At 74.6% G+C, this 26,450-nt stretch carries 22 protein-coding genes; 9 read left to right on the top strand and 13 right to left on the bottom strand.

Annotated elements, in window-relative coordinates; genetic code table 11:
- Positions 1–16 precede the first annotated feature (16 nt).
- The 4 genes from IF02_RS0130255 to IF02_RS0130240 all read right to left on the bottom strand — a co-directional run bounded on the left by IF02_RS0130255 (position 17) and on the right by IF02_RS0130240 (position 7,662).
- Positions 17–4,696 (bottom strand): hypothetical protein, encoded by a 4,680-nt coding sequence (locus IF02_RS0130255; protein WP_030162633.1) that lies wholly within the window; start codon positions 4,694–4,696, stop codon positions 17–19.
- Positions 4,697–4,802: 106 nt separating this feature from the next.
- On the bottom strand, positions 4,803–5,741 hold the full coding sequence (locus IF02_RS0130250) for a hypothetical protein (protein ID WP_030162631.1): 939 nt from the start codon (positions 5,739–5,741) through the stop codon (positions 4,803–4,805).
- Positions 5,738–6,160 carry a hypothetical protein gene (locus IF02_RS0130245; protein WP_030162629.1) on the bottom strand — a complete coding sequence of 141 codons (423 nt, stop codon included), beginning with the start codon at positions 6,158–6,160 and terminating at the stop codon, positions 5,738–5,740. Before IF02_RS0130245 ends, IF02_RS0130250 begins: the two co-directional genes overlap by 4 nt.
- Complete coding sequence (locus IF02_RS0130240; protein ID WP_030162627.1) at positions 6,157–7,662, bottom strand: hypothetical protein; 1,506 nt, start codon at positions 7,660–7,662, stop codon at positions 6,157–6,159. The genes IF02_RS0130245 and IF02_RS0130240 overlap by 4 nt, the downstream gene beginning before the upstream one ends.
- Before the next feature lie 113 nt (positions 7,663–7,775).
- On the opposite strand from IF02_RS0130240, the gene IF02_RS0130235 reads away from it, so the two are divergent.
- Genes IF02_RS0130235 through IF02_RS0130225 form a run of 3 tightly spaced genes read left to right on the top strand, consistent with a single transcriptional unit; the run spans position 7,776 to position 10,029 of the window.
- A complete protein-coding gene (locus IF02_RS0130235; protein ID WP_420708222.1) occupies positions 7,776–8,546 on the top strand; it encodes a LamB/YcsF family protein in 771 nt (256 codons plus the stop codon).
- Positions 8,543–9,160, top strand: coding sequence for a 5-oxoprolinase subunit B family protein (locus IF02_RS0130230; protein ID WP_030162623.1), 618 nt, complete (start codon positions 8,543–8,545; stop codon positions 9,158–9,160). Before IF02_RS0130235 ends, IF02_RS0130230 begins: the two co-directional genes overlap by 4 nt.
- Positions 9,157–10,029 carry a biotin-dependent carboxyltransferase family protein gene (locus IF02_RS0130225; RefSeq protein WP_030162620.1) on the top strand — a complete coding sequence of 291 codons (873 nt, stop codon included), beginning with the start codon at positions 9,157–9,159 and terminating at the stop codon, positions 10,027–10,029. The genes IF02_RS0130230 and IF02_RS0130225 overlap by 4 nt, the downstream gene beginning before the upstream one ends.
- An 84-nt stretch (positions 10,030–10,113) precedes the next feature.
- Here IF02_RS0130225 and IF02_RS0130220 read toward each other — a convergent pair whose 3' ends face one another.
- Positions 10,114–11,511: a hypothetical protein gene (locus IF02_RS0130220; protein WP_030162618.1), complete on the bottom strand. Its 1,398-nt coding sequence runs from the start codon at positions 11,509–11,511 to the stop codon at positions 10,114–10,116.
- A 344-nt stretch (positions 11,512–11,855) separates the two neighbouring features.
- Positions 11,856–12,278: an ankyrin repeat domain-containing protein gene (locus IF02_RS0130215; RefSeq protein WP_051696646.1), complete on the bottom strand. Its 423-nt coding sequence runs from the start codon at positions 12,276–12,278 to the stop codon at positions 11,856–11,858.
- Between the two features lie 292 nt (positions 12,279–12,570).
- Here IF02_RS0130215 and IF02_RS0130210 point away from each other — a divergent pair, with 292 nt between their 5' ends.
- Both IF02_RS0130210 and IF02_RS0130205 read left to right on the top strand, forming a co-directional pair.
- The gene (locus tag IF02_RS0130210) at positions 12,571–12,765 is read left to right on the top strand and encodes a hypothetical protein (RefSeq protein ID WP_030162614.1); all 195 of its coding nucleotides are present in this window, start codon (positions 12,571–12,573) and stop codon (positions 12,763–12,765) included.
- A gap of 54 nt (positions 12,766–12,819) precedes the next feature.
- The gene (locus IF02_RS0130205) at positions 12,820–14,487 is read left to right on the top strand and encodes a membrane protein (RefSeq protein WP_030162612.1); all 1,668 of its coding nucleotides are present in this window, start codon (positions 12,820–12,822) and stop codon (positions 14,485–14,487) included.
- A 110-nt stretch (positions 14,488–14,597) separates the two neighbouring features.
- Here the strand turns inward: IF02_RS0130205 and IF02_RS0130200 are convergent, their stop codons facing one another.
- Positions 14,598–16,100, bottom strand: a complete 1,503-nt coding sequence (locus IF02_RS0130200) for a PLP-dependent aminotransferase family protein (RefSeq protein ID WP_030162610.1) — start codon at positions 16,098–16,100, stop codon at positions 14,598–14,600.
- A 192-nt stretch (positions 16,101–16,292) separates the two neighbouring features.
- Here IF02_RS0130200 and IF02_RS0130195 point away from each other — a divergent pair, with 192 nt between their 5' ends.
- The 3 genes from IF02_RS0130195 to IF02_RS0130185 all read left to right on the top strand — a co-directional run bounded on the left by IF02_RS0130195 (position 16,293) and on the right by IF02_RS0130185 (position 19,190).
- Positions 16,293–17,063: a glycerophosphodiester phosphodiesterase family protein gene (locus tag IF02_RS0130195; RefSeq protein WP_030162607.1), complete on the top strand. Its 771-nt coding sequence runs from the start codon at positions 16,293–16,295 to the stop codon at positions 17,061–17,063.
- A gap of 67 nt (positions 17,064–17,130) precedes the next feature.
- Entirely contained in the window at positions 17,131–18,516 is a 1,386-nt protein-coding gene (locus tag IF02_RS0130190; RefSeq protein WP_030162605.1) for an MFS transporter, read from the top strand.
- Positions 18,517–18,815: 299 nt separating this feature from the next.
- A complete protein-coding gene (locus IF02_RS0130185) occupies positions 18,816–19,190 on the top strand; it encodes an RNA polymerase-binding protein RbpA (RefSeq protein WP_007262928.1) in 375 nt (124 codons plus the stop codon).
- Positions 19,191–19,300: 110 nt separating this feature from the next.
- Here IF02_RS0130185 and fxsA read toward each other — a convergent pair whose 3' ends face one another.
- The 4 genes from fxsA to IF02_RS0130165 form a co-directional block, all read right to left on the bottom strand.
- Positions 19,301–19,885 carry an FxsA family membrane protein gene (gene fxsA / locus IF02_RS0130180; protein ID WP_030162602.1) on the bottom strand — a complete coding sequence of 195 codons (585 nt, stop codon included), beginning with the start codon at positions 19,883–19,885 and terminating at the stop codon, positions 19,301–19,303.
- A gap of 60 nt (positions 19,886–19,945) precedes the next feature.
- Complete coding sequence (locus IF02_RS0130175; protein WP_037837398.1) at positions 19,946–20,779, bottom strand: polyprenol monophosphomannose synthase; 834 nt, start codon at positions 20,777–20,779, stop codon at positions 19,946–19,948.
- A gap of 327 nt (positions 20,780–21,106) precedes the next feature.
- The gene (locus IF02_RS0130170) at positions 21,107–22,741 is read right to left on the bottom strand and encodes an amidohydrolase (protein ID WP_030162597.1); all 1,635 of its coding nucleotides are present in this window, start codon (positions 22,739–22,741) and stop codon (positions 21,107–21,109) included.
- A gap of 66 nt (positions 22,742–22,807) precedes the next feature.
- Positions 22,808–23,248, bottom strand: a complete 441-nt coding sequence (locus IF02_RS0130165) for an Lrp/AsnC family transcriptional regulator (protein ID WP_030162595.1) — start codon at positions 23,246–23,248, stop codon at positions 22,808–22,810.
- Between the two features lie 217 nt (positions 23,249–23,465).
- On the opposite strand from IF02_RS0130165, the gene IF02_RS0130160 reads away from it, so the two are divergent.
- Complete coding sequence (locus IF02_RS0130160) at positions 23,466–23,909, top strand: hypothetical protein (protein WP_030162592.1); 444 nt, start codon at positions 23,466–23,468, stop codon at positions 23,907–23,909.
- A 129-nt stretch (positions 23,910–24,038) separates the two neighbouring features.
- Here the strand turns inward: IF02_RS0130160 and IF02_RS0130155 are convergent, their stop codons facing one another.
- Together IF02_RS0130155 and IF02_RS0130150 are read right to left on the bottom strand one after the other, a co-directional pair.
- On the bottom strand, positions 24,039–25,136 hold the full coding sequence (locus IF02_RS0130155; protein WP_030162590.1) for a phosphotransferase family protein: 1,098 nt from the start codon (positions 25,134–25,136) through the stop codon (positions 24,039–24,041).
- Between the two features lie 13 nt (positions 25,137–25,149).
- Positions 25,150–26,283, bottom strand: a complete 1,134-nt coding sequence (locus IF02_RS0130150; RefSeq protein WP_030162589.1) for a hypothetical protein — start codon at positions 26,281–26,283, stop codon at positions 25,150–25,152.
- Positions 26,284–26,450 lie beyond the last annotated feature (167 nt).

Here is a 26,450-nt window from a genome sequence, read left to right as displayed (position 1 = left end):
AGCGCCGGGGCTGCGGTCAGGAGACGGTCGCGGAGCGGCGGAACATGCGGGTCGCCGTGATCTCTCCGTGGATGGTCTCCTCCTCCGGGGACTGCTGGGGCAGGCCGGGACGCAGGTGCTCCTCGACGCTGATGTACTTCAGGCCCGCCCGCAGGTCCGCGTCGTTGCGCAGCCGGATGACCAGCGGGAACTCGGCGAGGGCCGTGGTGTCGAACAGGCCGGTGGTGTAGAGCAGCTGGACGCCGAGCGCGTCCGAGACGGCCCGCTGGAGTTCCAGCAGGTACGTGGCGTTCGCGCGCCCGATCGGGTTGTCGAGGAACAGCGTGCCCGCGTGGCGGTGCTTGTCGCGGCCTCGGTCGTTGCTGCGCAGCGCCGCCATCGTGCAGTACAGCGCGATCGCGGCGGTCAGCAGCTGGCCTCCGGAGAACACGTCGCCCATCTGGCCGACCGGCACGCGCTCGGCGCGCAGCACCGCGTCCGGCTTCAGGATCTCGACCGAGATGCCCTTGGGCTCCAGGGCCGCCTGCACTCCGCGGAGCAGCAGGGACATGCCGTCGCGGCGGCCCTCGCCGAACGAGGCGCTGCTGTTCTTCTTCACGGCCGTGCGGGTCGCCTCGTCGATGACCTCGCCGAGGCGCTCCGTGAGGGTGGCCTGGTCCGGCTCCTCGAAGCGGATGCGCAGGAACTCCTGGCCCGACCACTCCCCCAGGCCCTCGGGGAGCTGGGAGAGCCGCTGGGCGGAGCGCAGGGTGGCCAGGGCGGACTCCACCAGTCCGCGCAGCCGGTCGACGATGCTGTCGCGGTTGCGCTCCAGCTGGGCCAGTTCGTCGGTGAGGACGCGCAGCCGGGGGGCGAAGGCCGCTGCCCAGGCCGCGGCGTGCTCGGGCAGGGCGGAGGCGGGCAGTTCGCGGATCTGCTGGCGCGCGGGGGTGCGTACCTGCTCGTAGCGGTTGGCGTTGGCGTGGCGGACCAGGATGTCGCTCGCCTCGCGCACCGCCGACTCGGCGGCCGAGAGGTCGGCCGCGCAGCCGCGCAGGGAGCGGCGGGCTTCGGCGGCGGACTGCCGGGCCTCCTCCAGCGTGCCCGGGTGGGCGGCCGGCTCCTGCTCGTCGTCCTGGTGGGTGTGGTCGCGCAGCAGGTCCCGCAGCATCGCGGCGGTCTCGTCGAAGCCCCCGGCGCCGTCCTCGGCAGCGCGGTGGGCGCGCAGCAGGTCGGCGTGGGCGGCCCGGGCGGTCTCGACGGCCGCGGTGTGCGCGGCCAGCTGGGCGGTGGCGGTGCGCAGGAGGGCCTGGGCCTGTTCGACGTCGCCGGGGATCAGCTCCTCGGGCAGGTCGGTGTGGGCCTCGCCCTCGGTGGGGGCGTGCCGTTCGGCCTCGCCGCGCAGCCGGCCGAGCTGCTCGCTGGCGACCTGCGCGCGGGTCTCCAGCATCTGCACGAGGGACTCGGCGCGGGCGGCGGCCGCCTGCCGGGAGGGCCCGTCGGCGCCGTCGGTGCCTTCGAGGAGCTGGGCGGCGCGGGTGCGGACCTTGTTGGTGAGCCGGTCGAGTTCGGCGAGGGCGGCGCTCTCGTCGCTCTCGGCGCGCGCCTGTTCGGCGCGCAGGTCGGCGCCGACGCCGACCTTCTCGTACAGCCGATTGGCGGCCCGGTAGGCCTCGCGGAGGTCGGGCAGCGGCGCCTTGGCGGTCCCGTCGTCCTCGGGCAGGGCCTCGGGGGCGCCGGCGATCTCGGCACGCTCGGCGCGCAGCGCGCGGGCGGTGCGGCGGGCGTCGTCGGCGGCGCGCTGGGCGGCGCGGCGGTCCTCGTCCGCGGCGCGGGCCCGGTCCAGGCAGACCTCGGCGCGGGCCTCGGATTCGGCGGCGTCGTCGGCGAGTTCACGGACCTTGGCCTGCCAGCCGGCGCGTTCGCGCAGCCGGAAGGCGAGCCCGGCCAGGGCGTCGGCGGCGCGGCGGGCCCGCTGGGCGGCGTCCTGGCGCTCGTCGCGGACGCGGGCGGCGTCGGCGGCGGCCTCGTCGGCCTCGGCCCGTACGGTACGGGCCTCCGCGAGCTCGGCGTCGGCCTCCTCCGCGAACGCGCGGGCGGCCTCGGCCTGCTGCGCGAGCTCGGCGAGACGGCCCGGCGGGCAGCCGGTGCGCCAGGAGGCGAGGCGGGCGGCGAGTTCGCGGTCCCCGGCGAGGCGGGCGGCCAGTTCCCGGATCTCGGTGTCGCGGGCGGTGGCGCGGGTGCGCAGCGCCTGGCGCTCCTCGTCGGCGGCGTGCTCGTCGTGCATGGCCGGGTTCGGCGGTACGAGGAACACCCCGGCGTCGGAATGGTCGGCGGGCGGCACCGGCGCCAGCAGGGCGGCGGCCGTGCCGACGGCGACGGTGGAGCGGGGCAGCAGGGCCGCGCCGGAGAGGACCTCGCGGGCCCGGGCGTGGGTGTCGGGGTCGGTGATGACGACGCCGTCGACGAGCTCGGGGCGGGCCGCGAGGACGGCGGCGTGGTCGGCCGGGTCCACGGACTGGGCGAGGTAGCGCCAGCCGGGCAGGGCCGGGATGCCGTGTTCGCCGAGGTACTCGACGGTGGCGAGGACGTCGGGGCCGGGCGGCAGCAGGCCGCCGTCGCCGAGCGCGCCGAGGATGCGGGCGTCGTCGGCGGCGGCGGTGCGCAGCTCGAACAGCTGCCGCTCGGCCGCCCCGACTCCGCGGGTGAGCATCTCGCGCAGCTCGTCGGCGTTCCGGTCGAGGTCCGCGACCGTGAGCCCGCCGCCTGGTTCGGCCGGGGCGGCGGAGCCGGCGGCTCCCTTCGGGCCGGTGGGCGTGCCGGATTCGGCGGGGGTGCCCGTGCGCGGGTGCGGGAGGAAGGTTTCGGGGACCGGCGGGAGGCCCAGGAGCTCCGCCAGGCGGGGGGAGTCGGCCAGGGAGGCGGCCGCGCGGTGCTCGGCGTCGTGCGCGGCCTCGGCCGCGTCGGCGGCGTCCGCCGCACGGGCGGCGGTGAGTTCGGCGCGGGACTCCGCGGCGGCGGCCTCGCGGGCGGCGTCGGCGGTGGTGCGGGCGGCCTCGCGGGACTCGTCCCAGGCGGCAACGGCGGTCTTCTCCGCGTCGGAGGCGGCCAGGGCCGCCCGCGCCGGGTCGGCGTCGGGCGCCGAGTCGTCGAGCCAGCCGGCCCGTACGGCCTCGGCGGTCTCCTGCTGGACCTCGGCGAGCCGGGCCCGCAGGTGTTCGGCCTCGCTGCGGGCCCGCTGGGCCGCCGTGGCGGCGGCGGTGGCGTCGCGGTGGGCCGCCTCGCCCGCCTCCTGGAGGGCGGCGGACCGCTCCTCCTCCTCGTTGGCGACCCGCTCCCCGCCCTCGGCGGCCGTGTGCAGGGCCCGTACGAGCGCGGCGGCGGCCGTGGCGCGGGCGGCGAGCGCCGGGGCGGCGTCCCGCTCGGCCTCCAGGATCGCGGCGGCGACCCGGGCGGAGCGGTCGGCGGCGGCGCGGTGGCGCAGCACGATCTCGGCGGCCTGCCACGCGGAGTGCAGGGTGCGGGCTTCGAGGAGCTCGCGGCGCTGGGCGGCGGCGGCCTTGTCGGCGACGGTCAGGGCCAGCGAGGCGTGCCGGTAGGCGAGTTCGGCGGAGACGGCGGCGCTGCGGGAGCGCGCGGACTCGGCGGAGGTGACCCCGTGGGCGGCTCCGGTGACCCGCTGTGCGAGGTCGGCGGCGCGGCCGCGCTCCTCGGTGGCGCGGGCGGACAGCCGCCGGGCGAGGGTGCGCGTACGGCGCTCGGCGCCCGCGTGGACGTCGCGGAGCCGGGAGCGGGTCTCGGCGGCCTCGACGATCTTGGTCAGGAGGTCCACCGAGCCGGCCGTGAAGTCCCGCTCGGCCATCAGCTCGGCGCGGCGGCCGAGCTTGTTGCCGAAGCCGTGGACCAGGTCGGCGAGGCCGTCGGTGTCGCGGGTGTCGGTGACCGCGCGCAGCAGCAGGTCCGTGAAGTCGGAGTCCTTCTTGACCGCGAAGAGGCCGGCGGCCTCGCCCTCGTCGGCGTTCATCTCGCGCTGGTAGCGGAAGAGTTCGGGGTCGAGGCCGAGCTCGGTGAGGTGCTCGTTCCAGCGGTCGTGGATCTCCTCGAAGTACACCTCCAGGTGCGGGTACGCCTTGCCGGCCTCGGTGAGGGCGTCGCGGAAGCCCTTCATCGTGCGGCGCCGGCCCCGGGCGCCGGAGGCGCCTTCGACGGGCGGGCGGACGGCGGTGGCCTCGGCGACGGGGAGGTTGTCCAGGCTCAGGCCCGGGCCGGGGCGGAAGGAGTACCAGGCCTCGGCGAACTTGCGCGGGTCGTTGGAGACCTGGCGGCCGCGCCATTCGCTGACCTTGCCGACGACCACGCACTCGCCGGTCTGGGTGTGCTGCCACTCCAGGGCCACGTGGCCGCAGTCGTCGGCGAGCAGAAACTTGCGCAGGACACCGGAGCTGGCGCCGCCGAGGGTGTTGCGGTGGCCGGGGAGCATCACCGAGAAGATCAGCTTGAGCAGGACGGACTTGCCGCCGCCGTTCTCCAGGAAGAGCACGCCGGCGGGCGCCGGGCGGCGCGGCGGGCCGGTGGGCTCGTCCTCGAAGAACTCCGCCTGGGCGGGCGCCGGGTGGGGCACCGGCTCACCGACTCCGCGCAGGTCGAGCACGGTGTCGGCGTAGCGCGCACCGGCGGGCCCGATGGAGTAGAGGCGGATCCGGGACAGCTCGTACATGGCGGCGGACTCTCGTGAATTCTCGGTACGGAGGGCGGGTGCAGGTGGCTAGGGGGGTCGTGTGGATCCGGCCGCCGCGAGCCCGGCCTGATCCACAAGACCCCCTCTAGGCGTGGAAGGGCAGGCCGGCGTCGGCGGCGAGCTCCAGGTCGTCGCCCTCGGGCGGCGGCAGGAGGCTGGCGGAGCCGTCGCTGACGGGGACCACGCCGAGTTCCAGGAGCTCGGCCATGGCCGCGCTGCCCGCCATGTCGCGGACCTGGAGCTGATAGCGGGGGGTGGTGCGGTACGTACCGCCGGCGTCGTCGCCGGTGCGCTGCAGGAACCCGGAGTCGGTGAGGAAGGCGGCGGCCTTGCCCACGATGCCGGTGGTGGAGCCGGCCAGGCGGCGGGCGTCCTTGGTGGCGCCCGTCGCACTGCGGCGGGCGTAGACGCGCCAGGCGGCTTCGAGGCCGGGGGCGTCGGTGGCCGGGTCGGTGTTCTCGCCGAGCTCCTCGGCGCGCTCCTCCAGGCGGCGGCAGGTCTGGCGGACGAAGGCGTCGACCCCGTTGACGGTGACGCGGCCGATGTAGCCGTCGTCGGCGAGGTCCTCGGGGCGGGGGAAGGCCAGGGCCGCGACGGCGAGGTGGGCGAGGCCGTGCAGGAACCGGTCGGCGGAATCGGCGGTGGTACGGCGGGCGTAGTCGCCCATCCGGACGGCGAAGACGGAGTCCTCGCCGGCGGCGACGGCCATGCCGGCGCGCGGGGACACCTCCAGGACGACGAGGCCGAGGCCGGTGGCGACGGCGTCGGCGAGGCGGCCGAAGGCCGGGTCCTCGCGGTAGCGGCGCAGCAGTTCGGCGTACTCGGCGTCGCGGGCCGGGAGCAGCTTGGGCTGGAGCCCGAAGGCGACGAGCCGGGCCGCGTCCGCGGCGTCGGCGGGGGTGACGGCGGCTGCCGCGGCGGGCCCCGCGGGGGCGGGCGCGACGGGGGCCGACGGCGCGTCGGCCTCGCTCCACGCGGGATGCCGCTCGCTCCACGCGGGGTGCTCGGCGTGGTGGTCGCTCACGGGTGGGTCTCCTCGGCGGTGCGGTGTTCGTGGTGTGCGATGGCGGGCGGGCTCTGTGCCCCGGCCGCCCGGGCGACGGGCGGGGCCGCCCCCGGGTGCCCGGCCCCGTCGGCCCGGCGGCCACCGCCCAGGACGGCGGTACGGCCCTCCGGCCAGGCGGCCCGGTGGCCTGCGGCCAGGACGGCGGTACCGACTTGCGGCCAGGCGGCCCGGTGGCCCCCGGCCAGGGCGGTGGTACGGCCTTCCGACCAGGCGGCCCGGTGGCCTGCGGCCAGGACGGCGGTACCGACTTGCGGCCAGGCGGCCCGGTGGCCCCCGGCCAGGGCGGTCGTACCGCCTTGCGGTCGGGCGGCGCGGTGGCTCCCGGTCCGGGCGGTGGTGCGCGCGGGGGGCGGGCCGGGCGGACTCGGGGTGGTCATGCCGCCTCCGTGCGGTCCGCGGCCATCGCGGCCGCGTCGAGGAGGGCCGTGCCGACGATCAGGTCCGCGCCGCCGAACTCGGGGTCGTCGAGCTGCGTGCCGTCGTCCACGGCGAAGAGCAGCCGCTCCTCGCCCTGGCGGTACGCCGTGCCGACGGCCGGGCTCGCCGCGTGGACGGCCAGCAGGGCCACCAGGTACGGCAGGTCCGGGTCGGCGCGCCGGGCCTGCGCCAGCAGGCCCGAGAGCCGGCGCGGGGCGTCGTGCGGCAGGTCCAGGAGCTCCATCGCGGCGGCGAGCTGCTCCTCGCTGAACCGGCTGTCGTCCGGCGTCGCGATGAGGTCCGGCTCCGGCATCTCCACGCCCAGGTGCTCGCGCTCCACCGGCGGCGTCAGCAGTATCTCGACCAGGTCGGCGACGCGCACCGAGACCGGGGTCCGCAGCCCGACCGCCGACGCGAAGAAGGCGTCCGTGACCCGGGAGGCCTGCGCCAGCGGCAGCGGCAGCACCGGCGCCACGAGCTGCCCGTACAGGTCGATCCCGGAGCGCGGCGCCGGGGCCGCGAAGGCCTGCCGGTCCTGCTCGGCCCGGAACAGCGGGCCCGCGTCCAGCAGCCTCGACTGGAGCTGGGTGTGGCGGCGGATGCAGTCCTTGACGATGTCGACGAGCTCGGCTGCGCGCCGCTTGTTGTCGGGCTCCTCGGCCTCGTCGCGCGCCCGGCGGATGTTCGTCAGGATCGCGTTCTCGTGCCGGTAGCGGTCGGCCACGTGGTCGAGGGCCTCCTCGATCATGTCCGGCACCGACTGGAGCCAGTCCACCGCCCGCACGTTGCGCCGGGTCGCGTCCAGCGTGCGGCGCAGGGTCTCCGCGTACTGCACCGTGCGGTACCGGGCCTGCTCGGCGGCGAGCTGGGCGTCGGCCAGCCGGCCCCGGCTGATCAGGACCTCCAGCTTCACCTCGGCCGCGATCTGCGCGCTGGTGACGTCCGTGTCGAGGGCGCCGACCAGCACGTTGACGGCCTCGTCCGTCGTACGGAGGTAGACCGCCCCGCCGTAGCCGGGGACCTCTTCGATCAGCTTGAAGTCGTAGTCCCGGCGGACGTACACCCCGTCCGGGCCGAACGTGCCGTAGATCGCGCGGAAGCCCCGGTCGACGCTGCCGACGTTGATCAGGTTCTCCAGGACCCAGCGGGCCACCCGCTCGTGCTCGGCCGCGGGGCGGTGCGGTGCCTGCGCGGCGACGCGCGGCAGCAGCCGGGCCACTATCTGCTCGTGGTCCGCGCCGGTGTCGAAGTCCATGTTGAGCGTGACCAGGTCGATCGCGGAGAGCGCGACCTCCGCCATCGCGTAGATCCCGTACTCGCCGGCGAGATTGGCCTTGCGTACGTCGAGGTCGTGCAGCGGGGCGGTGCAGGCGAGCGCGCGCAGCCGCCGGGCCAGGCCCTCGTCGGCGGCCGGGCCCGGCGCCGGGGACGGAAGGGTCTTCGCCGGGGCAGGGAGAGTCACGGACAAAGACTAGGCGCTGACACCGACAACATCCCAAACGGCATGGTTCGGCCGGATCGGTCCCACGCGCCCCCGCCGTGCGGGCGCTGTTCTACGCTCACCGCATGGCTTCCATGATCACACCTCTGATCGACCTCAACGCCGATCTCGGCGAGGGCTTCGGGCGCTGGACGCTGACCGACGACGAGGCCCTGCTGTCCGTGGTCACGAGCGCCAACGTGGCGTGCGGCTTCCACGCCGGGGACCCGTCCATCATGCGCCGGGTCTGCGAGCTGGCCGCGCAGCGGGGCGTACGGATCGGCGCGCAGGTCTCGTACCGGGATCTGGCGGGCTTCGGGCGGCGCTCGATGGACGTGCCGGCGGGTGAGCTGGCCGACGAGGTGGCGTACCAGATCGGGGCGCTGGAGGTCTTCGCCCGGGCGGCCGGCTCCAAGGTGTCGTACGTGAAACCGCACGGTGCGCTCTACAACCGCACGGTCCACGACGCCGACCAGGCGGGCGCGGTCGTCGCCGGGGTCCTGACCGCGGCCGGAGCCGGTGACCTGCCCGTACTGGGCCTGCCGGGTTCGCTGCTGCTGGCCGCCGCCGAGGCGGCCGGGCTCACGGCCGTACCGGAGGCCTTCGCCGACCGGGCGTACACGCCGGCCGGGACGCTGGTGCCGCGCGGGGAGCCGGGGGCGGTGCTGCACGACCCGGACGCCGTGGTCGCCCGGGCGGTCGGGATGGCCACCGAGGGAGCGGTGACGGCCGCCGACGGCTCCCGGGTGGCGCTGGAGGCGCGCTCGCTGTGCCTGCACGGGGACACCCCGGGGGCGGCCGGTCTCGCGCTGCGGGTCCGCGAGGCGCTGGCCGCCGCGGGAGTCCGGGTCGAGGCCTTCGCGTGAGGCCCCTGGTGGTGGGCGGCGAGGCGCTGCTGATCGAGCTGGACTCGGCCGCGGAGGTGGCGGCGCTCCACGCGGAGCTGCTCCGGCGGCGGGACGCGGGCGAGCTGGGCGGCGTACGGGACCTCGTACCGGCCGCGCGGACCGTGCTGCTGGACGGTGTCCGCGAGCCGGGCGCGCTGGCGGAGCGGATCGCGCGCTGGGAGGTGCCGCCGCTCACGGAGACCGAGGGGCCGCTGGTCACCGTCCCGGTGCGGTACGACGGGCCGGACCTGGCGGAGGTGGCCCGGCTGTGGGGGGTCGCGGAGCGGGAGGTGGCCCGGGTCGTCGGCGAAACCGTCTTCCGGGTGGCCTTCTGCGGCTTCGCGCCCGGCTTCGGCTACCTGACCGGGCTGCCGGAGCGCCTCCACCCGCCCCGGCGGGACACGCCCCGTACGGCCGTCCCCGCGGGCTCGCTGGCCCTCGCCGGCGAGTACGCGGGGGTGTACCCGCGCTCCTCCCCCGGCGGCTGGCAGCTGATCGGGACGACCGACGCGGTCCTGTGGGATCCGCAGCGCGAGCCCGCGGCACTGTTCGCGCCGGGGGTACGGGTGCGGTTCGAGGAGGTGGCGGGGTGAGGGGGGCCGCGCTGGAGGTGCTCCGGGCGGGGGCGCTGACCACGGTCCAGGACCTGGGGCGGCCCGGCCACGCGCACCTGGGGGTGCCGAGGTCGGGCGCGCTGGACGCGGGGGCGTACGCGCTGGCCAACCGGCTGCTGGGCAACTCGCCGGACGCGGCCGCCCTGGAGACCACCCTGGACGGGGTCGGCCTGCGGGCGCTGGCCCCCGTGACCGTGGCGGTCACGGGCGCGCCGTGTGCGGTACGGGTGTCAGGCCGCGCGGTGGCCTGGGGAGCGCCGGTATGGCTCCGGGCCGGGGCGGAGCTGGAGGTGGGCCGGGCGGAGTCGGGGGTGCGCAGCTACGTCGCGGTGCGGGGAGGGTTCGCCGTACCGCCGGTCCTGGGCAGTCGCTCGACCGACCTGCTGTCGGGGCTGGGGCCGCCCGTCCTGTCGGCCGGGACGCTGCTGCCGGTGGGCCCGGCCGGTCCGGATCCGCTCCGCGGGGCGGATGCGTCGGCGGCGCCCGGGATGCCGGCCGAACTGGTGCTGCCGTTGCGGCCGGGGCCGCGGGCGGACTGGTTCGAGCCGGCTTCGCTCGCGGCCCTGTGGCGTACCGGGTTCCGGGTCTCGCCGGCGTCGAACCGGATCGGCCTGCGCACCGAGGGCGGGACCCCGCTGATCCGCCGCCGCGGCGGCGAACTCCCGAGCGAGGGCATGGTCCTGGGCGCGGTCCAGGTCCCTCCGGACGGCCTGCCGGTGGTCTTCCTGGCCGACCACCCGGTGACGGGCGGCTACCCGGTGGTGGGCGTGGTCCCCGCGGGCCCGGCCCTGGACGCTGCGGCCCAGGCCCGGCCGGGGGTGCCGGTGAGGTTCGTGAGGGCCCGCTGAAACGTCCACGAGGAACACGCCGACGGCCCGGCCCCCTCGTCAGGGGGCCGGGCCGGGGGTCTGTCCGGTGGGGGCGGGCCGGGGCTACACGGCCGACTCCGGCGTGATCCGGCTCCTGACCGCCGACTGGACGTCCTCTTCCTCGGCGGGGTCGGCCGCCAGGCGGCGCAGGCGCGGTGCGACCCGGGCGTCTGCCGTCTCCGCGTGGCGGGCCGCCACCTCGCGGGTGGTCTCCTCGCAGTCCCAGAGGCATTCGACGGCGAAGCCGGCCGCGAAGGAGGGGTCCGTGCTCGCCAGGGCGCGCGCCGCGCGCCCGCGCAGGTGGGAGGAGGCCGTCTCGCGGTAGATGTGGCGCAGCACCGGTGCCGCGCAGCCGATGGACAGCCGGCCCGCCCCGTCGACCAGGGCGAACAGTCGCTGGGCGTCGGGCCCGGAGCCGCGGACCGTCGAGCGCAGGGCGCCCAGTACGAGTCCGGTGTCCTCCACTCCGCCCCGGGCCGCCAGCAGCGCGGCGGCGGCCGCGCCCAGGGCGTCGGGGCGGTGGATCCACTGCCGGGCCCGGTCGACGGCGGCGGGGCCGCACATGCGCTCGTAGGCGGCGACGGCGGGCTCGTCCCCGGCGGCTTCGATGAGGTCCAGTACCGCCGGGTTCTCCGGCTCGGCGAGGACCAGGTGGTGCAGGGCGGTGGCCCGGGCGGCCTCGCCGCCCGCTCCGGCGGCGGCCGCGAGGATCGCGGAGCGGTCCTCGGGCGCCGCGACGGCGGCGAGGCAGCGCGCGGCGGGTACGTGCAGCGGGGTGCCGCGGCGCAAGCCGTCGGCGGCCCAGTCGAAGACGGCCTGGACCCCCCAGCCGGGGCGGGGCCCGTTCGGGGTGAGCTGGCGCTGCCAGCGGTCGAAGGAGCCCTGCTGTCGGGCCGCGCGCAGGCGGTCGCCGTACTCGGGTGACTCTTCCCACAGACACCAGGGCCGGGGCTCGTAGGCGTCGCGGACGGCGGCGGCCAGCCGCGCCTCGCCCTCGGCGTCGGCCGGGAATCCGGCGAGCACGGGCGCGGCGAGGCCGCGCAGCCCCTCGTCGTCGTCGCGCAGGGCGAGCTCGTCGAGGGCCCAGGCCCAGTTGGCGCCGGAGGCGGCGTAGCGGCGCAGCAGCATGAGCGCGTCGTCGCGGCCGTACGAGGCCAGGTGGCCCAGGACGGACAGGGCGAGGCCGGTCCGGTGGTCCGTGTCGTCGACGAGGTCGTCGGCGCTGAAGAGGTGGCTCTCGATCGCGCCGAGGGGGCCGTCGAGATCCAAGTACAGCCGTGCGTAGTACAGCGAGCGGTTCTCGACCTGCCAGTCCTGGCGCGGGTCGCTGACCACGCACTGGTTGAGGGCCGCCAGGGCCTCCGCCCGGGGCGCCGCGAGGGCGTGCAGCGTGCCGTCGCCTCGGCCCCGCTGGAGGAGCCCGAGCAGGGTGCCGCTTGGCGCTATGACTGGTTCGAACATGGGAATGGCCTCAAATCAAGCTGGGGACGCAACCGGGAATCGGGATTCACAGGGCCGCGTAACAGCATGTGAGGACGTCCGCCGTCATGTTCCGCTCGATGTAGACCATTGCCTTCTCACTCTCGTCGGTGCTCCGCGACCACGTCGGCCGGGTTTGCGCAGGGGATGGGCCCGGACACCCTTCGTGTCCTGCCCGCTCCTGCCCGTCCGCCGCGTTCGCGAATCGAATCCGTCGCCATGATGACCCAGCCGGTTTGTGCGCCGCGACCACATTTACGGCCGCCGTGACCATTCCGTGAGGTGGCGGACCGGTCGGACCCTGCCAGGTCACGGCCAAAAACGGACTACTCGGCTCCGAACAGTTCCAGCAGGTCGGCCTTGGCGAACATGCGGGCGGTGTCCACGGCGGAGGGGGTTCCGGCGGCCGGATCGGCGCCTCCGTCGAGCAGCGCGCGGATGACGGTCTCCTCGCCCTTGAAGACGGCGCCGGCGAGCGGGGTCTGGCCGCGGTCGTTGGCGCGGTCGGCCTCGGCGCCGCGGGCGAGCAGGGCCGTGACGGTGGCGGCGTGGCCGTGGTAGGCGGCCAGCATGACGAGGGTGTCGCCGCGGTCGTTGGTGAGGTTGGCCGGGACTCCGGCGTCCAGGTACGCGGTGAGCGCCTCGGTCTCGCCCTGCCGGGCGAGGTCGAAGATCTTGGTGGCCAGCTCGATGACGTCCTCGTCGGGAGCGCCCTGGGAGCCGCCCTGGGTGGGCTCGTGCTCGCTCATCTGTCGTACCGCCTTCCACTCGCTGTTGACGTGAGATTCCCCGGGCCGGGCGGGCAGGGGGCCGTACGGCACTGCGACCGTACGGGTGAATCGCCAGAGTAGCGCCCGGACCTGCACATACGGGGCCCCGGCCGAGGCAAGGATCCCCTTCGCGGCGGACGCGCCAGCCGGACTGCGCCGGGCAAGTGAAAAAAGCCGGGATTCACCCGTATGCACCTTTTATCGCATTGATACTTCCTGTGAGCCTGGAACAACTGATGGTGACCGTCCCCTCCCACCAGGAGAACCTCTCATGATCCTGTCCATCTCAGGCGTCGTCCTGCTCGGCATCATCGCCTTCCTCTTCTTCAAGAAGGACGGGATGAAGCTCTCGCACGCGTTCGTCTGCGCGCTGTTCGGCTTCTTCCTCGCCGGCTCCGCCATCGCCCCGAGCATCACGGCGAGCACGGCGAGCCTCGCGAGCCTCCTCGGCGGGATCAAGTTGTAGGGGGCTGTCCCCCACCGCACCGTCCCGCACCGCACACCACTCCAGGAGACGACCGTGGCCCGGCGCCCACTCCCCCGCATCCTCGGCAACGGCACCACGCCGCTGGCACGGGGCCGCGACCTTGCTCGCACGGCCGCCGACAGCGCCACGGACGTCCTCCATCCGCTCATCGTCATCGGGCGCGGCCTGCGCGCCCTGGCCACGGCCGGGCGGCGCAAGTGGGCCCAGACCCCCAAGGACAAGCGTGGTCCCGCGCTGTTCCTGGGCGCCGCCTGCGTCCTCGTGGTCGCGCTCGTCCCGTACGGCCCGCTGCTCGCCCTGATCACCCTGATGGCGGCCGCGGCCTGGCAGGGACGCGACCGGGCCCCGGTGAAGACCGGGCCCAGCGAGGCCGAGACCGAACGGCTCGGCTCCCTCTACGAGGCGCTCGTGCCCTACTTCTCCCTCCCCGAGGACCCGAACCCGCTCTTCGCCCACGGCGGGGAGTGGGACAAGGCCTTCAGCGGCTACGCCTTCGACGAGGCGGGCCGCGTCACCCGGCTCCGGATCCGCTACCCCGCCTACTTCACCGACGGCGAGGCCGCCTCGCGGGCCCGGATCGAGACCCTGCTGCACGCCAAGTCCGGGCGCGGCCGGGAGTACCTCTTCGACTGGGACGAGGAGGGCAACCAGCTCGACCTGACCGTGCTCGCGCCGCTGCCGACGGGCATCGCCGCGCAGCCGTTCGTCACCTCGCCCGGCGAGACCGTGCTCGGCTTCACCGACGCCGCCGCCGTGCAGCGCACCCTGCCGGTCCTGGAGGACGACGAGCCGCGCGACGTGCCGCCGGTGATCTGGCGCACCGGCCCCCGCTCCACCGAGCCGCACCTGCTGGCCGTCGGCCGGCCCGGCAGCGGCACCTCCTCCCTGCTGCGCTCGATCGCCCTCCAGGCCCTGCACCACGGGGGCGAGGTGCTGATCGTGGAGGGCGGCGGCAGCGGGGAGTTCTCCTGCCTGTCCGGGCGCACGGGTGTCCTGGCCGTGGAGTGCGGTCCGGCCGGGGCGCTGGCCACGCTGGAGTGGGCCGCGCGCGAGACCGAGCGGCGGCTGATCGCCACGCACCGGGCCCGCGAGGCCGGCCGGCCGGCGCCCGAGGACACCCGGCGGCCGCTGTGGATCCTGCTGGACCGGCCCAGCGTGCTCGCGCACCTCGCGACCGCCGAGGGGAGCCCGGACCCCCTCTCCCAGCTCCAGGTACCGCTGCGGCACGGGCGCGCCGCGCACGTCACGGTCGTGGTGGCCGAGCAGTTCGACCACCTGGAGCTGCTGAACGACGCCGTCTGGCAGCACACCCGGGCCCGGATCGTCCTCGGCCCGGCCCCGGCGCAGCAGATCGCCGACGTGCTGGGGCTGCCGCCGCACACCACGCCGACGGCGCAGGTGCCGCCGGGGCGCGGGTACGCGCGGCTCGGCTCGGGTCCCGTGCACCGGTTGCAGGTGCCCGCCACGCCGGACCCGTACGACGACGCCACGCACCCGGGACACCGCCAGGCGGTGCTGGAGCTGCTGCCGGGGCGGCAGCTGCCGGGCCCGGGCGGGCCGGGGCGGGTGACGTCGGGGAAGCCGCTGCACATCGTCCAGCCGCCGGCCCGGGCGCAGGGCCCGTCGATCGACTCCGAGGAGGTCGGGGAGGTCCCGGCGGAGGCCCCGCCGGCCCGCGGCCCCTGGCCGGTGGGCCCCTGAGCTCCTGGGCTCCTGTACCTCTGAGCTCCTGCGCTCCTGGGCTCCTGTACCTCTGAGCTCCTGCGCTCCTGGGCTCCTGTACCTCTGAGCTCCTGACCCCCTGATCGCTCTTACGCGACGAACGTGCGCGGGGGCTCCGCGGTGCTGCCCGCCGCGCCCGTGCCGACCAGGCGGGCGGCCGCCGCGAGGCGGACCGCGGCCTCCTCGGCCACCGGCCCGCCGACGGTGAACGGCAGCCGGACGTAGCCCTCGAAAGCCCCGTCGACGCCGAACCGCGGCCCCGAGGGGACCCGTACGCCGACCCGCTCCCCCACCTCGGCCAGCCGGGAGCCGGAGAGCCCGCCCGCGCGGGCCCACAGGGTCAGCCCGCCCCGCGGCACCTCGAACTCCCAGTCCGGCAGCTCCCGGCGCACCGCGGCGACCAGCGCGTCCCGGTTCTCCCGGGCCTGGTCGCGGCGGATCTGCACGGCCTCCGCCCAGCCGCCGGTCCGCATCAGCCAGTTCACCGCGAGCTGCTCCAGCACGGGCGTGCCGAGGTCGGCGTACGCGCGGGCCGCGACGAGGCTGCGGATCACGTCGGGCGCCGCGCGGACCCAGCCGATCCGCATGCCGGCCCAGAAGGCCTTGCTGGCCGAGCCGACGGTGATCACGGAGGAGCCGGCCGGGTCGAAGGAGCAGACCGGACGCGGCATCTCCAGCGCCGGGTCGAGCCGGAGCTCGGCCATGGTCTCGTCGACGACGAGTACGGTGCCGGCCGAGCGCGCCGCCTCCACCATGGCGCGGCGCTGCTCGTCCGAGGCCAGCGCCCCGGTCGGATTGTGGAAGTCGGCGACGACGTACGCGAGGCGCGGCGCGGCGTCGCGCAGCACCTGCCGCCACACCGTCATGTCCCAGCCGGCCAGCCCGTCGGCCATCGCGACGGGTACGAGCCGCACCCCGGCGGCGCGCATGAGCTGGAGGATGTTGGCGTAGGAGGGGGATTCGACGGCGATCCGCTCCCCGCGCCCGGCGAAGAGGCTGCAGATGGCGTCGATGGCGCCCATCGCCCCCGTGGTGACCATGATCTGCTCGGGCATGGTGGGGATGCCGCGCTCGGTGTAGCGGTCGGCGAGCATCCGCCGCAGCGCGGGCAGCCCGGCGGGGTAGTCCCCGTGGGTGTGCGCGTACGGCGGGAGCTCCTCCAGCGCGCCCTGTACGGCCTTCGTGAGCCAGGGCTCGGGGGCCGGGAGCGCGGCGCAGCCGAGGTCGATCATCGAGCCGAGGGATTCGGGCGGCAGCGGCTCCAGGCCCCGGGCGGGCAGCGGGTTCCCGGCCGGTACGGAGGTCCAGCTGCCGGCGCCGCGGCGGGACTCCAGGAAGCCCTCCCCGCGCAGGGCCTCGTACGCGGCGGCGACGGTGGTGCGGGAGAGGGAGAGGGAGACGGCCAGCTCGCGCTCGGCGGGCAGCCGGGCGGCAACGGGGACGCGGCCTTCGAGGACGAGCAGCCGGATGCCGTCGGCCAGGGTCCGGTACGCGGGCAGCTTGCGCGCCCCGGGGACGCTGGGGCGCTCCTGCTGCGAGGTGATGAGACGGGCGAGCTGTGCGGCACCCACCGCCGAAGTCCACTCTGCCATGCTGTCCGGTCCACCTTCGTCGAATTGGCCCCGCCCGACCGCGGGTACGGCCGGTATTGGATTGCTTCCGCCCCCACAGCCTGTCATGCCGGGATCCACCGGACCAGGGGCGCTGCGGCGTTCACCGTGTGGCCACCGTGCGGCCACCGGGTCGCTCACTCCCCACGCGGCGCACGGGGCATACTGCGACGGGTGACGCACGTACGCCTTCGCCATCCGTATCTGGACCACCCGGCTCCGATTCCCTTCGCGCACCGGGGAGGTGCCGCGGACGGGCTGGAGAACACCGCCGCCGCCTTCCGGCGGGCCGCCGACGCGGGCTACCGGTACTTCGAGACCGATGTCCACGCCACCGCCGACGGGAAGCTCGTCGCCTTCCACGACTCCACCCTCGACCGGGTCACCGACGGGCAGGGCCGGATCGCGGAGCTGACCTGGAACCAGGTCCGCCGGGCGCGGGTGGCGGGCACCGAGCCGCTGCCGCTCTTCGAGGAGCTCCTCGAAGAGTTCCCCGAGGCCCGCTGGAACGTCGACATCAAGTCCGAGTCGGCCTTGCACCCGCTGGTCAACCTGATCGCACGGGCGGGCGTCTGGGACCGGGTGTGCGTGGGCTCGTTCTCGGAGAGCCGGGTGGCCCGCGCCCAGAAGATCGCCGGCCCCCGGCTGGCGACCTCGTACGGGGTGCGCGGGGTGATCGGCCTGCGGCTGCGCTCGTACGCGATCCCGGCGGCACTGCGGGTCGGGGCGGTGGCGGCGCAGGTTCCGGAGACGCAGGCGGGCATCCGCGTGGTCGACCGCCGGTTCGTACGCACCGCGCACGAGCGGGGACTCCAGGTGCACGTGTGGACCGTGAACGAACCGGAACGCATGGAGGCGCTGCTCGACCTGGGAGTCGATGGCATCATGACCGACCAGATCGACATCTTGCGCACGGTGCTGGACCGGCGCGGGGCCTGGGCCTGACCGCCCGTACGGCCGCCGTGCCCGGTGGGGCGGCCGCAGCGGTACGGGGACCAGCGAGGGGGCACTCATGAGTGCGCAGACCACAGAAGAAGCGGAACCGGGCGCGGAGGACGGCAGAGCCACCGCTGCCGCTGCGGCGGCCCGCAAACGCGAACAGCACGGCTGGTACTTCTACGACTTCGCCTGCTCGGTCTACTCCTCGACCGTGCTGACGGTGTTCATCGGCCCGTACCTCACGACGATGGCCGAGGCCGCCCAGGACGCGCACGGGTACGTCCACCCGCTGGGGATACCCGTCCGGTCGGGCTCGTTCTTCGCGTACGCCGTCTCGATGTCGGTGATCGTCGCGGTGCTGGCCATGCCGCTGGTGGGCGCGGCCGCGGACCGTACGGGCCGCAAGAAGCCGCTGCTCGCGGCGGCGGCGTACACCGGCGCGGCGGCGACCACCGCGATGTTCCTGCTGGGCGGCGACCGCTACCTGCTGGGCGGTGTCCTGCTGATCGTGGCGAACGCCGCGATGTCGGTGTCGATGGTGCTCTACAACTCCTACCTGCCGCAGATCGCGGAGCCGGCGGAGCGGGACACCGTCTCCTCGCGCGGCTGGGCGTTCGGCTACACGGCGGGTGCGTTCGTCCTGATCCTGAACCTGGTCCTGTTCCAGTCGCACGAGTCCTTCGGGATCTCCAAGGACGCGGCGGTACGCATCTGCCTGGCCTCGGCGGGCCTGTGGTGGGGCGCGTTCGCGATCATCCCGCTGCGCCGGCTGCGGGACCGGGCGGTGGTCCGGCCGGATGCCGGCCACGCGGCCGCCGGGTCGGGGTGGAAGCAGCTCGTCGCCACGCTGAAGGACATGCGGCGGCATCCGCTGACGCTGTCGTTCCTGCTGGCGTACCTGGTCTACAACGACGGGATCCAGACCGTGATCTCGCAGGCGTCCGTCTACGGCAAGCAGGAGCTGAAGCTGGAGGACTCGACGCTGATCACGGCGGTGCTGCTGGTGCAGATCCTCGCGGTGGCGGGCGCGATGGGGATGGGCCGGCTGGCCGTGTCGTACGGCGCGAAGAGGACCATCCTCGGGTCACTGGTGGCCTGGACCGTGACCCTGGCCGCCGGTTTCTTCCTGCCGGCGGGGGCGCCGGTGTGGTTCTTCGCACTGGCGTCGATGATCGGACTGGTGCTGGGCGGCAGCCAGGCGCTGTCGCGCTCGCTCTTCTCGCACCTGGTGCCGGCGGGCAAGGAGGCCGAATACTTCTCGGCGTACGAGATGAGCGACCGCGGGGTGAGCTGGGTCGGGCCGCTGGTGTTCGGCCTGACGTACCAGGTCACCGGCAGCTACCGGGACGCGATCATCTCGTTGGTGGTCTTCTTCGCACTGGGTTTCGTGCTGCTGGCGCGAGTGCCGGTGCGGCGCGCGGTGGAGGCGGCGGGGAATCCTGTTCCCGAGCGGATCTGAGTGGACACGACCCGGATCTTCATACGAATTCCGAACGGATTTCGACGTTGAAGCGAAGGGCCGGTAGTGTACGCCTTTGGCCTGCCAGCCGGACCGTTACTGCGCGCTAAAGAACTGAAGACGTTGGGTGACATCTGCTGCCAGATGTGACAAAACGGGCACTGGTGGGTACAACAAGGGGCGGCACGACGGGCGACGCATCACCCGGAGCGGGAATCTATACCGCCGACCGGACGTTGACCGGATGACGACGACAGCGACACCTGTCCTGTGGGCGACAAGCCCGGGAGGCACGATTCATGAGTGAGCGAGCTCTCCGCGGTACGCGGCTCGTGGTTACCAGCTACGAGACGGACCGCGGCATCGATCTGGCCCCGCGCCAGGCGGTGGAGTACGCATGCCAGAACGGACATCGATTTGAGATGCCGTTCTCGGTTGAGGCAGAGATTCCGCCGGAGTGGGAGTGCAAGGCGTGCGGCGCCATGGCACTCCTGGTTGACGGGGACGGGCCCGAAGAGAAGAAGGGCAAGCCTGCGCGAACGCACTGGGACATGCTCATGGAGCGGCGCACCCGCGAGGAACTGGAGGAAGTGCTGGCCGAGAGGCTGGCGGTCCTGCGTTCCGGCGCCATGAACATTGCCGTGCATCCGCGGGACAGCCGCAAGTCCGCCTGACAGCCGGACCTGTAGCAGAACGAAGCCGAGGGCCCCCGCCACGAACTGTGGCGGGGGCCCTCGGCTTCGTTCCGTTCCTGCTCGCTGCCGACTTCCGGCACGCTGTTCGCTCAGGGAGCCAGCGGCGGCCGGTACCCGGCGTCGGGCCCCGGCTGCTGCGGCGGCTGCTGCCCGTCCTCGCGGATGACCTCGCCCTGGACGACCTTGCCGTCGGGGTGGTGGATGCGGGCCTGCTGGAAGGCGTCACCGAAGCTGCCCGCCGGGGCCGCGGCCATCTTGCGCTCCAGGGAGCCGGACAGCCGGCGGCCGGTCCATGCCCGGACGGGCGGGACCAGGAGGAGCAGGCCTACCGCGTCGGAGAGCAGGCCCGGCAGCATCAGGAGCAAGCCGGCCAGCATGGTGAGGCCATTGCCGCCGCCCGGCTGCTGCGGGGCGGGCTGCTGCCCCTGCTGGGCCTGCTGGAAGGTGTTCGCCAGGTTCTTGAAGGCCCGCCGCCCGGCCCGCTTGATGACCACGGCGCCGAGCACGATCCCGCCCGCGAGCAGCGCCGCGACGGTCAGCCCGCCGGCCGCGCCGGCGACCAGGCTCAGCAGCCAGATCTCCAGGATCAGCCAGGCGGCGACCGCCAGCGGAAGGAAGGTGCGGGCACGCGAGCGCCGTCGGGGGGCCGTCGAGAGGGGAACGCCGGTCGTCATACCACCCAGTGTGCCTGGGGCGGCGTAAAAGCGACCTCAGCCGGAGGTACCGGACATCCCCTAAGGGGCGTCCGGGCCCTTGGCCGGACCCTTGGCCGGACCCTTGGCCCCGTCCGGGGCCCCGCCCTTGGGCTTGTCCTGGCCGATCAGCTTCGCCGCGTGGCCCTTGAGCCCCCACTGGGTGACCCGCCAGAGGGCCTCCACCACGATGTCCTTGCTCATCTTGCTGTCGCCGAACTCACGCTCGACGAAGGTGATGGGCACCTCGACGACGCGGAAGCCCTGGTGGACGGCCCGGCGGGCCAGGTCGACCTGGAAGCAGTAGCCCGCGGAGGCCACCTCGTCCAGGCCCAGCCCTTCCAGGGTCTCGCGGCGGAAGGCGCGGTAGCCGCCCGTCACGTCGCGGATCGGGACGTCCAGCATCAGCCGCGAGTACACCGAGCCGCCGCGCGAGAGGAACTCTCGGCTCTTGGGCCAGTTGACCACCCGGCCGCCCGGCACCCAGCGCGAACCCAGGACCAGGTCGGCCCCGGCCAGCGCGGTCAGCAGGCGGGGCAGCTCCTCCGGCTGGTGGGAGCCGTCGGCGTCCATCTCGACGAGCACGCCGTAGTCGTGCTCCAGGCCCCAGGCGAAGCCCGCCAGGTAGGCGGCGCCGAGCCCTTCCTTGCCCTTGCGGTGCAGGACGTGCACGTGGTCGTCGGCGGCCGCCAGCTCGTCGGCGAGCTTGCCGGTGCCGTCGGGGCTGTTGTCGTCCGCGACCAGGATGTGCGCCTCGGGCACCGCTGCGCGCACGCGGCCGACGATCGGCCCGATGTTCTCCGCCTCGTTGAAGGTCGGAATGATCACCAAGGCCGTGCCGAGCGGTCCGTACCCTCGCTGTCCGCCGTCGCTCACTGAGTCCGCCTTCGTGTTCTTGTCCGTCCTGTCACAGAGGATGACTTTAGAACAGTGGCCGGGGCCCGCGGTCCTTCGGGCCGGTCCCGCTCCCGCTGGCTGCGGGTCGCCGTGACCGTTGTCTACTGGACCGCGGGCCCCGGCCGGGGCCACCTTTCCCCCGAGCTCCTGCGGAGCAGGGGGGACCCCCATCCCGGCGAAACCTTCCCTCGCCCCCGAGGCGCGGGCGCGCTGAGCAGACGGAGCCGCCCGGTACGGACGTCCGGTGGTGGACCCGGCCGAACCTATCCGGGTCCGAGCGCCCGTACCGAACCGAGGCGGACCGGATCACCCCTGTGGCCGTACGAATACCTCCCGCCCGCCGACGACCGTGGCGAGGCACACCGGCAGATCGCCGCCGGGGGTGAGGTCGGGCAGCCCGGGGGTCCCCGAACGGGGGTCCGTGGACCAGCGGGCGACCCGGTCGTCGGGGGCCTGGACCACCAGTTCGGCGGTCTCCCACAGTGCGTAGTCGGCGGGCGCGCCGGGCACGAGCACACCGGCTCCGTCACGGCCGAGGGCCCGCCAGCCGCCCCGGGTGTGGGCGGTGAAGGCGGCCCGTACGGAGATCCGGTGCTCGGGGGTGCGGTGGAAGGCGGCCGCCCTGACGGTGCCCCAGGGGTCGAACGGGGTCACGGGGGCGTCGGAGCCGAAGGCGAGCGGCACACCGGCCTTGAGCAGGGCGGCGAAGGGGTTGAGCGTACGGGCGCGCTCCGCGCCCAGCCGGTCGGCGTACATGCCGTCCTCGCCGCCCCAGGCCGCGTCGAAGGCGGGCTGTACGGAGGCGGTGAGGCCGAGGTCCGCGAAGGCGGCGATGGTCTCGGGGGTCATCATCTCGGCGTGCTCGACGCGGTGCCGCGCGGCGCGGACGCGGGCGAGGCCGACCCTCTCGGCGGCGGCGCGCATGCCCTCGACCACGGCGGTGAGGGCGGCGTCGCCGATGGCGTGGAAGCCGGCCTGGAGGCCCGCCTCGGTGCACGCGGCGACGTGCTCGGCGACTTCGCCGGCGTCGAGGTAGCCGGTGCCGGTGTGGCCCGCGTCGGCGTACGGGGCGTGCAGGCAGGCGGTGTGGGAGCCGAGGGCGCCGTCCACGAAGAGGTCGCCCGCGGCGCCGATGGCGCCGAGCGCCTTGGCCTGTTCGAGGTCCCGGTCCGCCCAGTAGCCGAAGACGCGGGGTCCGGGGCGCTCGCGGGCGAGGTTGAGGAGGTCCGCGAAGTCCTCGGCGGAGGAGATGTCGGGGCCGCCGCACTCGTGGACGGAGCCGATGCCGAGGGAGGCGGCCCGGTCCAGGGCGGCCCGCTGGGCCTCGGCGCGCTGGGCGGGGGTGACGGCGGCGAGCGCGGCCCTGCGGACGGCGTGGTGGTCGTCGCGGGTCAGCGGCTCGTCACCGCGGACGGAGACGGCCGGTACGAGGTCCAGCAGGGCGGTGGTGACGACGGCGGAGTGCACGTCGATGCGGCTGAGGTAGAGCGGGCGGCCGCCGGCGGCCTCGTCGAGCTCCGCGCGGCGCGGCGCACGGCGCTCGGGCCAGCGGGAGGCGTCCCAGCCGTGGCCGAGGAGCACCCGGTCGGCGGGGCGGCGCCCGGCGTACGCGCGGACGAGGCCGAGGGCGTCGGCGAGGGAGGCGGCGCCGGTGAGGTCGAGCCCGGTGAGGGCGAGGCCGGCGGAGGTGGTGTGGACGTGCGCGTCGGTGAAGGCGGGCGTGACGAGCGCCCCGCCGAGGTCGACGACCTCGTCGACGCCTTGTGCGAAGGCGTCGGCGGCGCCTTCGGAGCCCACCCAGGCGATGTGTCCCCGCTCGACGACCATCGCGGTGGCGAAGGGGTCGGCGGGGCTGTGTACCTCGCCCCCGCGGAGGAGGACGGTCCGTTCGGATGCGGGGGCTCCGGCGGCGTCGGCGGAACTGGCGGTGCGGTCGGTCATGGCCCTAGTTTCGCGGGTCCGCGGCCCCGCCTCGACCGCGCCCCCGGGGGCGCGGCGCAAAAGGCGTCACACCCGGGGCGGGCGCGCCTCGTACGGGGTGGAGAGGACCACCGTGGTGCGGGTCGAGACGTGGGCCAGGGCGCGCAGGCGGCTCAGGAGGTCCTCCAGCTCCAGCGGGGTCGCGACGCGGACCTTCAGGATGTAGTTCTCGTCGCCCGCGACGCTGTGGCAGGCCTCGATCTCCGGTACTCCGGCCAGCCGGTCGGCGATGTCGTCCGGCGCGCTCGGGTCGAAGGGCTTCACCGAGATGAAGGCCGTCAGGGGCAGGCCCACGGCTTCGGGGTCGACGACGGCCGCGTACCCGCGGATCACTCCGCGCTGTTCCAGACGGCGTACTCGCTGGTGGACCGCCGACGTGGACAGTCCCGTGGCCTTGCCCAGATCCGTGTAGCTCATCCGCCCGTCCCGCACGAGCAGATCAACGATCTGGCGGTCCAGCTCCTCCATTGCGCTCATAGCCGCTCAACCTAAGGCCCAAGGGCGCTCCAGGCACAGTGCTGTCCGCCCACAAGTGGCACCTGCGGCGGGCATGTGACCAAGGCCACAAGGGTATGCAGGCGTACGCCGGGATGTTGTGGTTACTCGTGCCGCGCGGCGGGAAGTGCTTGCTGTGGCCGAGGCCGTAGATCCTGCCCGCCCGGCCCACCCAAGGGGGAGTACAACCATGCTGAACACCAAGCGCGCCGGTCGCACCGAACCGGAGCCCCTGGAATTCGTCGACGCCGAGGACGGTGAGTACCTCGAAGACGCCGACGGGTTCGACGGCTTCGAGATCCACCACGCGATCTGCCCCGACTGCGGCCAGTCGATCGCCCTCGTCGCGGACGAGGAGTACCTGCCGGAGCACGCGCTCTGCCTGACCCCGTGGAACCCGTTCGGGCTCACGGTGTGCGCGGGCACGGGCCGCCCGGCCTCCGACGCGCTGCCGACGGTGGGCATGGGCCAGAGCGAGCCCCAGGAGCTCGAGGTCGTGCTGCTGGACCTGCCGCAGGGTCTGGACTGGCGGACGCAGCCGTTCTCGCACGTCGGCGGTCCCGGATCGCGTCCCGTGCGGATGCCGGCGCCGGCGCTGCTGCCGCAGATGCGGCAGCACGCGCAGGCTGCCTGACGGCCTTCCCGGCCGCGCGCCGGACCTGGCCGGACCTTCACCCTGACCCTGATCGCGCCCCGACCTGACCTGAACTGCCCGACCTGACCTGGCCCGGATCTGGCCGGGCCTGGCCGGATCCAGCCGGATCTACCAGTACGTGCCCTGCACCATGGCCCGGAGGCTGGCGTGGTGCAGGATCAGGCCGTCCGGATCCTCGGGGATCTCGACCTCCCCGAAGTGCGCCTGCCGGTAGGCGATGCGCAGCATCACGATCCCGTGCCGCAGGGCCGCGTACAGGGTGTGGAACTCCATGTCCCGCGGGGTGTGCCCGGTGAGTTCGGCGTACCGGCGCTCGATGTCGTCGCGGCGCAGGAAGTCCGGCAGGCCGCTCTGGCCGAAGCCGACGGTCAGGTCCTGGAAGAAGCGGTGGAGGTACACGGTCCAGCCGAGGTCGACCTCGCGCGGGGCGTACGCGGCCATCTCCCAGTCCAGGACGGCCACGGGCTCGAACCCGTCGGCCCGGTAGACGACGTTTCCGATGCGGGCGTCGCCCCAGTTGAGGACGGCGGGTCCCTCGTCCGCGGGCCACAGCTCCTCCAGGCGTTCGAAGGCCCGCTCCAGCAGCGGGGACGGCGCGAGTCCCTTTACCACCCAGGCGTAGTAGGCGCGTTGGGCGTCGACGTGGCGGCGCAGCGGGCTGCCGGCGCCCTCGGGGAGGAGGAACTCGGCCTCCTTGGCGGGGAACTGGTCGTGCAGCCGGGCCAGCAGCGAGATGCTCGCCTCCTGGAGTGCGGCGCGTTCGGAGTCGTCGGCGGCGTGCAGCCAGTTTCCCTCGTACGTGTAGGGCATGACGTCGGGCGGGACCCGGCCCTCGGCGCGGGCCATGACGAAGAAGGGCGCGCCGAGGGGCGAGGGGTCCTGTTCCAGCCACAGCACGCGCGGGACGGGCAGGTCGGTGTGGGCGGCGACCAGGCTCATCACGCGGTGCTGGCGGGGCATGTCGTACGTGGGGAACACCGTGTAGGCGGCCGGGTCGGCGGCGAGCCGCAGGGCGCAGGCGCGGACCGGGGTGTCGGGGTGCTCTATGTCGAAGAGCAGGGTCTCGCTGGACATGCCGTTGGACGCGGGGACCGCGACGTTGGCGACCTTCGCGCCGGGTAGCCTGCCGTCCAGCCAGGCTGCGAGGCGGCGGCCGAGTTCCCCGGGCTCCCGGGTGGAGGTGCGCGGACGTGGTGCGGTGGCCATGTGAGCCCCTTCCCTACTGGGCGACGGAGGAGTAGTCGGCGAAGCCGCTCGGGTCGTGACGGCCGAAGCTGCCGTGCTCGAAGATGCCGAAGCCGGTCCGCCCGTCGAGGGTGAAGCGGGCGGAGTGGTCGGTGACGCCGAAGGCGGCCATGGGGTGGGCGGCGGGGTCGGAGAGGTCGTAGACGCGGCGGTCGGTCCAGCCGCGGCCCTGCCAGGTGCCGTGCTGCCAGTCGGCGGCGGGCGGGTAGCCGGCGCCGACGGCGAGCGGGGAGGAGTTCAGTATCTCGACGCCGAGTTCGAGGGGTTTGCGGGCCGGGTCGGTGAGGTGGACGACGGCGCTCTCGGGGTGGCGGGTGCCGGGGCGGTAGCGGATCTCGCTCTGGGGCCAGCCGAGTTGTACGTCGTGGCGGCCGCTGTCCTCGGGGAAGACCTGGACGGCCTCGTTGAGGGTGCGGTGGCCGTCGGCGTCCTCCTGGGCGATGACCATGAGGAAGCGGTCCTCGAAGCGGACGGGGATCCAGACCCAGTGGAAGCCCTCGGGCCGGTGCTCCTCGGCGGCGCGGCCGCCGTCCTCGCCGGGGATGGGGCGCACGCCCCAGCTGCGGTCGCGGGTGCCGGTCCACTCGCCGGGGGTGAGGGCGTACTCCTCGCCCTTGGCGCGGATGGTACCGGTGACGTGGCCGGCCTGGACGAACCGGCGGCCTTCCAGCATGAGGCGGTCGCCGCGCCGCTGGACGTGGTGGGGCTCCCAGACGGCGGGGAACTCGGCGGTCCAGGTGATGTCGTACGAGAGCCCGTCGGGGTCGGCGGGGTCGGCCTCGCACCGGAGGGTGATCCGCTTCAGGGGTTCGTCGACGGTGATCCGCAGCGGGCCGACGGAGAGGTTCATGCGGTCGTCGGTGAGGGCGTCGGAGGCGCGGACGGCGAGGAGTTCGTCGCCGGTGCGGAGGGTGGCGTAGGCGTCGATGACCCCGGCGTTGGGGTAGACGCCGAGGCCGAGGATGAGGACGGCGCGGCCGGCGTGGTCGAAGACGTGGAAGATGCAGCGGTCGTAGGCGTTGCGGTCGCCGGTGACGAGGTGCTTCATCGACAACGGGGCCTGGTGGACGGGGTATTCGTCGAGCGGTACGGGTCGGTCCGCGGGCATGGCAAGCCTCCTGGGGCAGCGGGCTCGGGCGGATATGACGGTACGTCAGATATCGGGTTGGGGGCCAGGGTTCTGTCACTCCCTGACAGTCCGGCACGTCTGGCCACGCGGAAGGGCTCCAGGGCGCGGGGCCAGACGTGCCGGACTGTCAGGGAGTGACAGAACCC

The sequence above is a fragment of the Streptomyces sp. NRRL S-244 genome, assembly GCF_000717915.1.
GTDB lineage: Bacteria > Actinomycetota > Actinomycetes > Streptomycetales > Streptomycetaceae > Streptomyces.
The sequence above is the reverse complement of the archived record's forward strand: the minus strand, read 5'-3'. Positions and strand labels throughout refer to the sequence as shown.